This window comes from Halomonas sp. DP8Y7-3 (assembly GCF_019801675.1).
Classification (GTDB): domain Bacteria; phylum Pseudomonadota; class Gammaproteobacteria; order Pseudomonadales; family Halomonadaceae; genus Halomonas; species Halomonas litopenaei_A.
On record NZ_JAHVIO010000003.1, the window covers coordinates 70928 to 83119 of the forward strand.

Here is a 12192-nt window from a genome sequence, read left to right on the forward strand (position 1 = left end):
TCTGTTGTTAGTGGAGAGACTGCCAGCCGAGTGGTTGCGGGTTGAACGGCCGTCTGTCGTCAGGTCGGCGGTCCTGACGTTGGCCAGGTCGCCGTCGCTGAAGCCAGTGTAGCCCTTTACGTGAATGGGATAATGGGGCTTTATGGCAATTCATTGTTGAATCTTGGTGGAGAGTGGCGTGGCGTCACTGGATGATCTTGCGTTCTTTCGCCAGCTGGCGCTGGCAGGCAACTTGACGGCTACGGCGCGGGAGCTTGGGCTGTCGCTGTCGGCGGTGAGCAAACGGCTCAAGCAGATCGAGGCGCGGCTGGGGGTTGAGCTGGCCACGCGTACCACCCGCCGGTGGACCCTGACCGCCGAGGGAGAGCGGTATCTGGCCCGTGGCATGGCCCTGCTGGAAGAGCTGGCAGAGCTGGAAGAGAGCCTGGGGGAGGACCGCCGCGCACTGGCGGGGCCGATTCGCATCAATGCCACCTTTGGCTTCGGTCGCCGCCACGTGGCTCCACTGCTATCCGATTTCTGTGCCCAGCATCCCGGGATCGAGGCGTCGCTTGAACTGTCGAACTTTCCTGCGCCGCTGGTGGAGGGGGTCGATCTGGGGATCCGTATCGGCGAGCCACCGGACTCGCGCCTGGTCGCGCGTCGGCTGGTCATCAACCGTCGAGTGCCCTGTGCCTCACCTGACTACCTGACCAGGCACGGACGGCCCGTCGCCGTCTCCGACCTTCAACGCCATGCCTGTCTGGTGCTTCGCGAGAACGATAGTGACTTTGCTCAGTGGCGCTTTGAAGATGCCCAGGGCAAGGAGGCATCGGTGAAGGTCGGTGGCCGCCTTGCCAGCAATGACGGGGAAGTCATCAAGCGGCTGGCGCTAGACGGCCACGGGATCATGCTGCGCTCCTGGTGGGATGTCTGTGATGACCTGGCGGCGGGAAGACTGGTTCAGCTGCTGCCGGGGTGGCAGGGAGTCAGGGCCGACTTCTTCGCGGTCTATGCCCAGCGCCGTCACGTGCCGGCTCGACTGCGGGCGCTGGTCGACTTTCTCGCGAAGGGACTGGAAGACCGCATTGCTGTCCCGGCTTGAGCGACGGGCTGGCGCAATAGGGCGCTGGCTCAGCCCTGTCTGGCCAGCACGCGCAAGCGTGACTCCAGCATGTCGCGGTCCAGGTAGGTGCCCTGCAGGTGGCGCTCGCCGGTGCTGGGGTCGAACGCTTCGCGACCGTGGAGAACCCGGCGATTGTCAAAGGCGACCATTTGCCCTGGCTTGAGCTCAAGGGAGATTCGGTGCTCCGGGGCGTTCAGCAACGCCCAGAAATGGGCGTAGGCCTCGTACCAGGGGGCGATCAACGCCTCCGGCAGGTGGAGGGTGTCACGAATCCAGTTATTGAAGCGAATCTCGCGAATGCGCCCATCCGGCGCCACGTCTATGACCGGTTCGCGCACGCCAATATCCTGCTCGTCATCCTGAAAGCGAAAGTCGATGGGCGTTGTCGCCAGCAGGGTGAAGTGGGCGGGATGTTCGGCACGCAATGCCTCAGCGACCTGAACGCCGTCGGCAAAGATCGAGCCGCCTCCTTCGGCATCGTTCTTGAGGCAGTAAAGCAGCTGTATGTCCGGCGGCTGGCGCCAGTTGGGCAGGTCCGTATGCAGCGCCAGGCCGATGGCCGTATAGGCTGCGTTGTTGGGGTTGGGCTTTGAGACCACGTCGAAACGTGCACCGAAGTTGGTCGCTCTGAGCGGTCCGATACGCTGCGCCAGTCGGCTGACTTCGTCCAGGGCCAGCGGGCCGTCATCCAGCAGCACCAGGCCATCGCGCAGCAGTGCGGTGAGCCACCGTTGTTCGCCCTCACCGCCGGCGATGAGGTCTGAGTGGCGTACACGTTCGGCAGCGAAACCATGGGGCCACGCCACTGTGCTGGGCAGCGGCGACGGGCTTGAATACCCTGGCCGGCGCTGATGCAGCCAGCCGCTGGCGAACCGGCTGATATGCTCATCCTGCCAGGACAGCTGCAGCTGCCCTTGTACGACCCGTGCACCAGACAGCCGTGGCGTTTCCTCAAGGGGCATCACCAGCCGCTCCCGGGTCTGTGGGTGTCGGCATCGCTCGCAGGCACAATGATCACGAAGCCAGATCAGCGGGTAGCTGCCCTCGTCACCGTTTTCCCAGGTTAGCCTGACGTGGGATTCGCTGGTGCTGACGGTGGCAAGCCATGGCCGCTCGGGGTAGGGGGCGAGTTCATGCATGTCGATCAGCGCGTCAGCGTGTAGGGAGACGTCAGTCGCTTGAGGCGGCACGGCATCGCTTTGCATGGAAACTCTCCTGAAGCGGCATGTTGAAGGTGAGGGAGGGGAAACATGGTGGCGGCTCGAGCCCGTGTCGACAAACGACTAATATGGGGTCTTAGGCCAAGCTCTGCTTATGGCACCTTTTTGCTTGGTGCCAAGTAAACCAACCACTACGCGGATGGATACGAGATGAGCGCTCTTCCTCCTCTCCACTGGCTGCAGGCCTTCGAGGCCTCGGCGCGCACGCTGAGCTTCACCGCAGCAGGACAGGAACTGTCGGTGACTCAGGCGGCCATCAGTCAGCGCATCAGGTTGCTGGAGGACCGTCTGGGGCAAGCCCTGTTCGTACGACACCCTCGCAGCCTGTCGTTGACCCCGGCAGGCCAAGCCTGGCTGCCGAGCGTGCAGGAAGCCTTCGCGCGCCTGGAAGAGGGAACGCTTGAGGTGTTCGGTACCACCTCGGAAGGCCAGGTCACCCTGCGCACCACGCCCGCCCTGCAGCATTATTGGTTGGCGCCTCGGCTGGCGCGTTTTCACGCCACTCATCGCGATATCTCGGTCAGGGTGGTCAGTGCCATCTGGAGCGCCGACTTTGGCGCCCAGGGGGCGGATATGGAAATCCGCTACGGCCGAGGGGACTGGGGGAATGTGGAGAGCATCAGCCTGGGCAAGGAGTCGCTGATCCCCGTATGTTCACCATCGCTGGCCGAGCGTCTGGCCTCACCGGGGGATCTGGCTGGACAGACGCTGTTGCACGCTGCAGGATTCGCCTCAGGCTGGCCGGCGTGGCTGTCTCTGGTGGACCAGGCAGCACTGTCGCGCCAGTGCCATAGCCTGGTATGTGACAACCTCAGCATGGTCATCAGCCTTGCCGAGCAGGGCGTCGGAGTGGCATTGGTGCATCAGCGCCTGCTAAGTGGCAGGCACTCCCTGGTGGCCCCTTTCGCGACGGCATTGCCCGTGGATGAAGGGTTCTGGCTGTGTCGGCCAAAACGGCAGCAGGGTCAGGCCGCACACGGTCTGTGGACGTGGCTGCTGGCCGATCGGGAGGATGCCGAACGTTCTGTCATCACCCCTGCCTCCACCTGAGTCACCTGAGTGCTCGTATCCATGATGGCCAGGCGGGGCGAACCATACACGCGTAAACTTGTCCTCATAGGGTTTGTTGCCAGCGCCGTTGCCGTCGTCCACGCCACTCGAGTGACGACCGTTTCACGCAGGCGTTATACGCTTTTTTTACCTGCTTTCGGGAGCGAATAGCCACCGTGAATGTGCTGATGTTCACCAACACCTATGCACCCATTGTGGGCGGGGTGAGCGAATCCGTGCAGCGTCTCAAGTCCCAGCTCCAGGACGCCGGCCATGCTGTGCTGGTGGTGGCACCTCGGCTTGAGGGACAGCCGGACAACGAGCCGGATGTGGTCAGGGTGGCGGCGGTCCAGCAGTTCAATGGCAGTGACTTTTCCCTCCCCGTACCGATTCCCGGGCAATTGTTCGATGCCATCGAGTCCTTCGAGCCAGACATCGTGCATTCCCATCATCCTTTCCTGCTGGGGGATACCGCGGCTCGAGCAGCGGAAACGTACGGACTGCCTTTGGTGTTCACCCACCACACACTGTATGAACACTACACCCACTATGTGCCCGGGCATTCGCCCCGGATGCAGCGCTTCGCCATCGCCCTGGCGACCCAGTACACCTGGCTGTGTGACGAGGTCATCGCGCCGAGCGAGAGCATCAAGGCGCTGTTGGCGGAACGTGCCGGCAATCCGCAGACCACGGTGGTACCAAGCGGTGTCGATACCCGTCGGTTTGCCGGTGGCCAGCGTGACCGTTGGCGTAAGCACTTCGGTATCGGTGACGATGCGCTGGTGTTGGGACATCTTGGTCGCCTTGCCAAGGAGAAGAATCTGGCCTTCCTGGCCCGTGCTGTGTGCCTGGCTTTGACGGCCCGAACGGACGCCTGGTGGCTGGTGGTGGGTGACGGCAATGCGCGGCAGGTGGTCGAGAGCATCGCCCAGGAACAGGGGGTGTTGGATCGCGTCTGCTTTACCGGGTGCCTGCATGGTCAGGAGCTGATCGATGCCTACCATGGGATGGATGTGTTTGCCTTTGCTTCGTTTAGCGAGACGCAAGGCATGGTCGTCGCCGAGGCGATGGCGGCGGGCTTGCCGGTGGTGGCCCTGGACGCGCCAGGCGTGCGCGAGGTGGTGCGTGACGGTGCCAACGGCCGCCTGCTGCAGAGCGAGGACGAGAGTGCCTTTGCCGAGGCGCTGCTGGAGTGCGGTGAGCCCGAGTGCTGGCAGGACAGGCATCAGGCCGCGCTGACAACCGCAAAAGACTACGATGAGTCGCGCTGTGCCGAGCGTTGCCTGCGCGTCTATCGCCTGGCCATCGCCCATGGCGGCCCCTTTACACACGCAGACGACGGCGGCTGGGAGCGGGTGCGTAGCCGTCTTGGCGCTGAATGGCAGATGCTGTGCTACCGAGGACGAGTCCTGCGTCACGTGGTGCAAGACGAATGGCGGGAAGAGCGTCCTTCCTGGTGGCCTGGGCACCACCATGGTGAACCGAAGACACCGGCTCGCCGAGAAGAGTCGTAGGCGTACCCTGGCCTAAGACATGTCGAAGGCTTGCTGTCGTCAGTATGCCGTTGCGGTGCGTCGCTTGGCGGTTGTTCCCTCTCCCTGGCTGGTGCACGATAGTGTCATGACAATGCAGCAGGATGGCATGAATGCCTGGCGTGGAGGTGGCAGGGTGTCCAAGGCAAGCGAACCAGGGGAAATGACGTCTCTCGACGTCGACTTGACCATCGAATTGCCGGTGCGCTTCGTGCACGAGCTGTCTGCTGCCGAGTCGTTGCAGGACGTGCTGGACACGGTGGCCAGGTGGTCGCATACCGTGTTTGGCGCCAATCGGGCGTCCATCACCCTGGCCAAGTCCGAGACCGAACTGGCATTGATTGCCATGCAGGGTAACAACGCCATTCCCGTAGACGCTCCCATGCCCATCGAAGGGACGATGGTGGGGCGGGTCTATCGCACCCGTCAGGCGGAGTACGCCGCCAGCTTCGAAGGTAGCAGCGATCTGGATTGCCAGATGCTGCGTAGCAAGGGACTAAGGTGTTGTCTCGATGTGCCGATGATCAGTAGCGGTCGCTGCATGGGCACCATGAATATTGCCCATGAGACGCCTGACGCCTTCAGCGACCTCGATCGGCAGCGCCTGCAGGCCATGGCGCATTGGGTGGCGGCCAGCATTCGTATTCATCACCAGATGGAAGAAATGGCGCTGCTGTCCGGTACCGACCCCCTGACCGGGGTATGCAACAGACGGGCCTTCGCCACCCGCTTTGGTGCACTGACCAAGCGCTGGCAGTGCCATAGCGCGGCTCTGGGAATCGCGCTCATCGATCTCGATCACTTCAAGTCCATCAACGACACTTACGGCCATGACGTGGGCGACCAGGTTCTGGTCGCCGTGGCGAAAGCGCTCACGTCCAGCTTTCGCAAGTCTGACCTGATCGCGCGAATGGGAGGCGAGGAATTTTGCGTGGTCATGGCCGATGTGGACAAGCCGGCGCTGATGGTGGCGCTGGAGCGTTTCAACCAGGCGCTGGCCAGTCTCGATGTGTCGGCCGCAGGAGCGCCGATTGCGGTCACGGCCAGTATTGGCGCCCTGTTGATCGATCAGGGGCACGAGGACCTGAGCCAGCTGGTCAGCCATGCTGACAAGGCCATGTACCGTGCCAAGACCGGCGGGCGTAACCGCATCGAGTTTGTTCACCTTAAGGAAAGTGCCACCTAGGGCTTGTACGAAAAGTGCCTGCGCTTGGTGATACGGCGTTAAAAGTCGGGTCAAAATGCTCATTTACACTTCGTAAACTGCGCTTTCTCACCGATTTTTGCCTTGTCTAACCTTCGCTCGTCGACTTTTTCGGACAAAGCCTCGCCCGCACCTGGGGGGCGCTCACTTCACGCCCCGCACTTCACGCCCCGCACTTCAAGCCCTGCTCTCGAGTCACGCTGTTCTAGAAAGGGCTTACCGCGTTATCTCGCTCCGGGAGCGTTTGCGCCGGTCCGCCCAGCGCTTGAGCGCCACCAGCACGGCAACGCCTATTGCCAGTCCCATCACGGAGTAGATCACCTCGCTGCGGCTGTCTGCCGTTACCAGCTCACCCAGCTGGCTGCCCAGCAGGGTAACGCCGGCAAGCCCAGGGGCGATCCCGATGACGGAGCCGATCAGGTAATCCCTGAAACGCAGGTGAAAGGCACCGGCCAGCATATTGGTCAGGGTGAAGGGGGCCAATGGCAGCAGATTGACGATGGTCATGGTGCGTATGCCGCGGCCGGAAAGGTAGCGCGATACGCCGTGGAGTCGCTTGCCGCCATAGCGCAGCAGTGCGTCCCGACCGAGTTGCCGGCCGACCCACCAGGTCAGGCATGACGCGGCCAAGGTGCCAATCAGGGCATAACCAAACCCCCACCAGGGCCCGAACAGCAGGCCCGTGGCCGCTACCAGCAGGCTGAGCGGGAACATCACCAGCGACAGGCCGGCGTAGACGCTGGCCACCACCACCATCGCCCATGGGCTATCGCGCCATGCCGCGGCGCCCTGGGCCAGCGTCAACAAGGTGTCGACCGTCAGCAGGTCATGCATCGCCAGCCATTGCCATGTCAGACCGCAGGCGAGGAGAAGCGTCAGCGCCAGAGTAGGGAGAAGCCAGCGACGGGTCATGACGAGCGAGCCTGTGAGTCGGATGACGGAGCGTCAAGGGCAGCGGTGGGTAGGTGCCATTGATGCGGCTGCTGCTTGAAGTAGCGACAGAGCAGTTCGTACAGGCCGGGATAGGCCTGCGATAGGAGGTCGGGTGCGCTGAAGAAGGTCTCGCAGCAGACCGCGAAACACTCTCCAGGGTGAGTGGCCGCGTAGTCATCGATAGGCGTCGGCTCGCCGCTGGCAACACGTTCCTGAAGGTCGTTCCAGACCGCGGAGAATTCGCGATGCCACTGCGCCGAGGCAATGGTCACAGGAAGCGGGGGGAAGCCGTCGACGTCCTGAGAGTTGCCCATGTCGAGCTTATGGGCGAACTCGTGGATGACCACGTTGAAGCCCTCCAGACCACCGCTCTCCAGCAGGTCGGGCAGGGCAATGACCACAGGCCCCTGATAGAACGTCTCGCCGGCACGCTCGTCCTCGTAGACGTGCATCACGCCGGCCTCGTCCATCTCTTCGACCTGGCGACGAAAGGCGTCGGGCAACACCAGTACTTCGTGCACGTTGGCGAAGGCGTCCTGGTGCTCGTGCTCGCTCCAGCCGAGCGTCAGCAGGCAGGCCTGGGCCGCCAGGGCCAGGCGTTCCTCGCTATCCAGTGCCGCAGGATCCAGGTCCGGGTGCAGGCTCAGACGCTTGTCGTGAAGAAAGCGCCAGGCGCGCTGCCCCAGGCGCTGGGCCGACGCCTCGGGCACCCGGGCCAGCAAGGGCAGCCGCGCTCGCGCGGCTGCCCAGGTGTCGGCGGGAAAGGGATGACGAGCATCGAAACGCGCCGCTCGCCATCGCCTGAGGCGGGACAACATCAGCTGTCGTCCTGATCCCTGGCGCCGGACTTCCAGGACCAGTCGCGCAGGCGCAGGTCGAACAGGTCCTTGCGGCGGTCCTTGAGGTTGGTCACCGAGCCCTCGGCGCGCACCACGGTCAAACGCGACAGGTCGAGATCCGAGAACATGATCATTTCGGTGTTGGGGGTGGTCTCTGCCATGACCGCATCGTGGGGAAAGGCAAAGTCCGACGGTGAGAACACCGATGACTGGGCGTACTGGATATCCAGGTTCTCGATGGACGGCACGTTGCCCACGCTGCCACACAGGACGACATAGCACTCGTTCTCGATGGCGCGAGCCTGGGCACAATGGCGCACCCGCAGGTAGCCATTCTTGGTATCGGTCCAGAACGGCACGAATAGCATGTCCATGTCTTGATCCGCGAGCAGTCGGCCCAGCTCCGGGAATTCCACGTCGTAGCAGATCAGGATGCCGATGCGCCCGGCATCGGTCTGGAACACGCAGAGGTCGTCGCCGCCCTCAATGACCCAATCACGCCGCTCTTGAGGGGTGATGTGCAGCTTTGCCTGGCGCTCTACGCTGCCGTCACGATGGCACAGGTACGCCACATTGTAGAGGCGACCCTCGGGGCCTTCCTCGATCATCGACCCTGCGATGATGTTGATGTTGTAGGCGACCGCCATGCGCGACATTTCGGTCTTGAAGCGCTCGGTGAATCCGGCCAGGAAGCGAATGGCCGCCATCTGGTCCTGCTGTGCGGCGCGATCCTGCAGCCCCATCAGTGGGGCGTTGAACAATTCGGGAAAGACGGCAAAGTCGCTCTGGTAGTCCGACAGCGCATCGACAAAGTACTCGACCTGCTGCAGTACCGCCTCGACCGATGCAAATTCGCGCATCTGCCACTGCACCGCGCCAACCCGAACCTGGGTGGGACGACTTTCCAGCATGCGCTCGGCCGGCTCGAACAGGATGTTGTTCCACTCGAGCAGGGTCGCATATCCCTGGGACTTCTCGTCCTCGGGCAAGTACTTGCGCAGCAGTCGCTTGACCTGGAAATCGTTGGACAGCTGAAACGACAGGATGGGGTCGTGCAGCTCCTTGCGCGATACCTTGTCGATGTACTCACTGGGAGACATCTGCTCGGCAACCCGGTGATACTCCGGGATGCGGCCCCCGGCCAGGATGGCCTTGAGGTTGAGCTGGCGACAGACTTCCTTGCGCGCTTCGTACAGGCGTCGGCCCAGGCGATAGCCGCGGTAGGCGGGGTCGATCAGTACATCGATGCCGTACATGGCATCGCCATCCTTGTCGTTCTGGATGGTCTCGCGCTTACCGATGAGATCGTCGTAGCGATGAGGGTTGGAGAACTCTTCGTAGTCCACCAGGGCGGTCAATGCAACGCCCACCAAGCGGCCATCGTCCTCGATGACGATCTGGCCGTCAGGAAATTCTGCCACCAGCTTGTCGATGGTGTTCCTGGGCCAGGCTCCGCCAATATCGTGATAGACCTTGTCCATCAGCCCCTTGAGCTGGGGATAGTCGTCGCAGGTCAGGTTGCGGAGATTCAGCTGTAGATCATCGAGGGACATGCAACGTTCCTCCGGAAATGAGTCGCTAAGGCTAACATGCCGCTTGCGGCAGGTGGAAAAGCCGGGAATAGGTGGGGGTCAGCGTTGGTTGACAGGAAAACGCGGTAAAAAGGTGCTGTACAAGATCACTCACATAAGACCATCGGGATAACAGCAGCGGCACAAGAGCATCGCTGGAAAAGTATCTGTACAGCAGCCACGAGCCCTGTATCAACGACCCATGTAAGGTGTTCCGCTACACAGTGGCGGTAGTGTCAGGACTTCGAAAAACAGGTGGTCACGAGTATACCTTAGGCACGTCTGTGACGTGAGCCAGCGCCTGTCCCATCGTCAGGGTGGCAGGAGACACAACACACGCAAGACAACTAAGGCAACCGATAGCCCCAGGACATAAAAAGGCCCCGCCCAATGAGGGGCGGAGCCAGACGAGTCACTTTGCGGGCAGGTGCAGCGGCGCGCGCCGCAGTGCTAGAGGTCTCAGACCTCGTTTTCCGGCTTGTTGGCTGAGTCGACGCCGCTATCCTCGACCAGCTTGCCCTCGTCGAGAGCAGACGGATTATCGCTGTCAGAGGCCTTGTCAGAAGGCATGTGGCTGGAATCGACTCCACCATCCTTGACGATTTCGCCACTGGGGATGGCGCCATCGGCATGGTCGGCCATGGACGGGTCGTTGGCCGAATCGACTCCGCTGTTGTCCGGCGTGACCTCCTCCTGCTGCATATCACCCTGGGCGTGCGCATGGTCGTCGCCGTGGTGGTCTGCCAGTGCGGCGCCGGAGGCGAGTCCAAGCAGTCCAGCAAGGGCCAGGCGCTTGAGCAACGTGGTTGAGAAAGTGTTCATTGCAGTACCTCCAGATGTTCACTGGTCATGGTCTGTACAGGGTCAGTCGATGCCTGTGCGCTGGCTCATCAGTGAGAGCGCATACGTCTCAGTTCAGGGCAAAGAAGGTCGCTGTGGGTGGGGGCTAACAACCAAGAAACGTTAGCCGGACGAGGGCGTGGGAGGCGTGAACCCTTCCTTGGGCTCGGGTGGCATCCTTTTCACTGTCCGGCGCGAGCCGATCCTTGTGCTCAATGTGGGCATCCAAGCCCATCAGTTCCGTCCTGGAACTGTCGGCAGCCTTCCTGGCAGCCGTGCTGATCTGGCCTGGGCCCTTCCATGGGCCCGTCAATCTTCCGTGTCGCTGTCGGGCGTGAGCGAATCCGTCTGCTCGTCGTGGAGCCTCCTGCTCCTGCGGTTCCGTCCTGGAACCACTGGCGGCCTTCCTGGCCGCCGACCCGCGGCATATCCGTGCCGCTAGTGCCGTCCTTGGCAGGGCGCGTTTATTCGGTTTCGTTGGCAGAGTCGACGCCGCTGTCTTCGGCCAGGTCGCCGGTCGGCTGGGTCTGAGTCATGCCGTCGTCAGCACCTTCGGTGCTGTTGGCAGAGTCGACGCCACCGTCATCGACAATCGGCTCATCAGTGTTCATGGCATCGCTGCCATGCTGGCCGCTTGCATCGTGCTGCTCGGTGACTTTATTGGAAGAATCGACGCCACTTTCCTGTGCATCGCTTTCCTCATGATGGTTTGCCAGGGCCATGCTGGAAAACAACGCCATGGCGCTCATCAGTGCTGCTGCCTTGACGATATGTTTCATGGTGAACCTCTCGTCGCTGGTGGGTGCAGTGGACCGCCGGCGTCCTGTGCTCAGCGGTTGTACTAAAGCTATACAACCTGATCTGAAAATGCAAATAAGCCTGATAACTAAGTCTAAGTATTGTTCACTGTTATGGCGACAATGGCTGGCATGTCCCCTAGGCAACAGGGGGTTTTAGGCCGATGGGGCGACGCAAGGTCTGCGCCAGGAGAACCCCGGAAAGCACTAGCGCGCCACCGCTAAGGTGGTGCCACGAAAGAGTTTCACTAAGGAAGGACATGGCGATAAGGGCGCTGAACAGCGGCATCAGGTTGATGAATATGCTGGCTCTGCTGGCGCCAATTTGTCGAATGGCCAGCATCCACAGGTAGGTGGTGACGATGGACGCAGGGATGCCTGCGTACAGGATCAGTCCTATATTTTTTGAATCAATGGGGGTCATGGGTCCCATCAGATAAAAAGGCAACAGCGCGATCACCGCGAACAGCGCCTGGCCGTAGAGCATGACCCAGGGGGAGATGGGGAGCGGCCAACGCTTGAGCATGACGCCATACAGCGCGTAGCAGATGGCGGCCACCACCATCAGGGCATCGCCTGGGGCGACCTCCAGCGCTGCCAGGGTAGCGAGTCGGCCTTGGCTCAAGAGCCAGAGCACCCCGATCAATGCCAGCAGGCCACCGATGCATCCACCCCAGGTCGGCGCCTCTCGCAGCACCAGCGCACTGAGCAGAATGGTCAGCAGCGGCACCATGGCGGCTAGAATGCCCATGTTGGTGGCACTGGTGGTGGCCGCTGCCACGTAGGCAAGGCCCTGCCAGAGTGCCATGCCAAGCAGACCGAGCAGCGCGAGCCTTGGCCAATGCTGGATGACCTGCCGTCGCTCTGACCACAATCGTGGCCAGACAAAGGGAGTCATCACGAGTACGGCCAGCACCCAGCGTAGAAAGGCGATGCTGCTGGGAGAGATGGTGCCTACAGTCAGCTGGTTGATGGTCATGTTGCCGGACCAGATCAGCACGGCACCCAGCGGCGCGAGAAAGGGCAGAAGTGGCATGGGACCTTCCGTGTCAGCACTTCGGTGAGTCACAAGCACCACCGCCGCCAGAAGCGGCGGCGGTG

Annotated in this window: 11 protein-coding genes; 4 read left to right on the plus strand and 7 right to left on the minus strand. The window is 62.1% G+C overall.

Going from position 1 to position 12192, the window contains the following annotated elements:
* Nucleotides 1–178 precede the first annotated feature (178 nt).
* Nucleotides 179–1084 (plus strand): LysR family transcriptional regulator, encoded by a 906-nt coding sequence (locus tag KUV86_RS02710; RefSeq protein WP_206939919.1) that lies wholly within the window; start codon nucleotides 179–181, stop codon nucleotides 1082–1084.
* A 29-nt stretch (nucleotides 1085–1113) separates the two neighbouring features.
* Here the strand turns inward: KUV86_RS02710 and KUV86_RS02715 are convergent, their stop codons facing one another.
* Nucleotides 1114–2310, minus strand: coding sequence for a TauD/TfdA family dioxygenase (locus tag KUV86_RS02715; RefSeq protein ID WP_206939917.1), 1197 nt, complete (start codon nucleotides 2308–2310; stop codon nucleotides 1114–1116).
* A gap of 165 nt (nucleotides 2311–2475) precedes the next feature.
* Here KUV86_RS02715 and KUV86_RS02720 point away from each other — a divergent pair, with 165 nt between their 5' ends.
* The 3 genes from KUV86_RS02720 (at nucleotide 2476) to KUV86_RS02730 (ending at nucleotide 6093) form a co-directional block, all read left to right on the plus strand.
* Nucleotides 2476–3375, plus strand: coding sequence for a LysR substrate-binding domain-containing protein (locus KUV86_RS02720; RefSeq protein WP_206939912.1), 900 nt, complete (start codon nucleotides 2476–2478; stop codon nucleotides 3373–3375).
* A 176-nt stretch (nucleotides 3376–3551) separates the two neighbouring features.
* Nucleotides 3552–4889 (plus strand): glycosyltransferase, encoded by a 1338-nt coding sequence (locus KUV86_RS02725; RefSeq protein WP_222237170.1) that lies wholly within the window; start codon nucleotides 3552–3554, stop codon nucleotides 4887–4889.
* Nucleotides 4890–4995: 106 nt separating this feature from the next.
* The gene (locus KUV86_RS02730; protein ID WP_206939910.1) at nucleotides 4996–6093 is read left to right on the plus strand and encodes a sensor domain-containing diguanylate cyclase; all 1098 of its coding nucleotides are present in this window, start codon (nucleotides 4996–4998) and stop codon (nucleotides 6091–6093) included.
* A 234-nt stretch (nucleotides 6094–6327) separates the two neighbouring features.
* Here KUV86_RS02730 and KUV86_RS02735 read toward each other — a convergent pair whose 3' ends face one another.
* The 6 genes from KUV86_RS02735 to KUV86_RS02760 all read right to left on the minus strand — a co-directional run bounded on the left by KUV86_RS02735 (nucleotide 6328) and on the right by KUV86_RS02760 (nucleotide 12127).
* The gene (locus tag KUV86_RS02735; protein WP_222483492.1) at nucleotides 6328–7023 is read right to left on the minus strand and encodes a TVP38/TMEM64 family protein; all 696 of its coding nucleotides are present in this window, start codon (nucleotides 7021–7023) and stop codon (nucleotides 6328–6330) included.
* On the minus strand, nucleotides 7020–7862 hold the full coding sequence (locus KUV86_RS02740) for a zinc-dependent peptidase (protein WP_222161704.1): 843 nt from the start codon (nucleotides 7860–7862) through the stop codon (nucleotides 7020–7022). Before KUV86_RS02740 ends, KUV86_RS02735 begins: the two co-directional genes overlap by 4 nt.
* Entirely contained in the window at nucleotides 7862–9436 is a 1575-nt protein-coding gene (locus KUV86_RS02745) for a bifunctional GNAT family N-acetyltransferase/carbon-nitrogen hydrolase family protein (protein WP_206939905.1), read from the minus strand. The genes KUV86_RS02740 and KUV86_RS02745 overlap by 1 nt, the downstream gene beginning before the upstream one ends.
* Before the next feature lie 477 nt (nucleotides 9437–9913).
* Nucleotides 9914–10276 carry a hypothetical protein gene (locus KUV86_RS02750; protein WP_222483493.1) on the minus strand — a complete coding sequence of 121 codons (363 nt, stop codon included), beginning with the start codon at nucleotides 10274–10276 and terminating at the stop codon, nucleotides 9914–9916.
* Between the two features lie 482 nt (nucleotides 10277–10758).
* Nucleotides 10759–11073: a hypothetical protein gene (locus KUV86_RS02755; protein WP_222483494.1), complete on the minus strand. Its 315-nt coding sequence runs from the start codon at nucleotides 11071–11073 to the stop codon at nucleotides 10759–10761.
* A 157-nt stretch (nucleotides 11074–11230) separates the two neighbouring features.
* On the minus strand, nucleotides 11231–12127 hold the full coding sequence (locus KUV86_RS02760) for a DMT family transporter (protein WP_222161707.1): 897 nt from the start codon (nucleotides 12125–12127) through the stop codon (nucleotides 11231–11233).
* Between the last annotated feature and the right edge of the window lie 65 nt (nucleotides 12128–12192).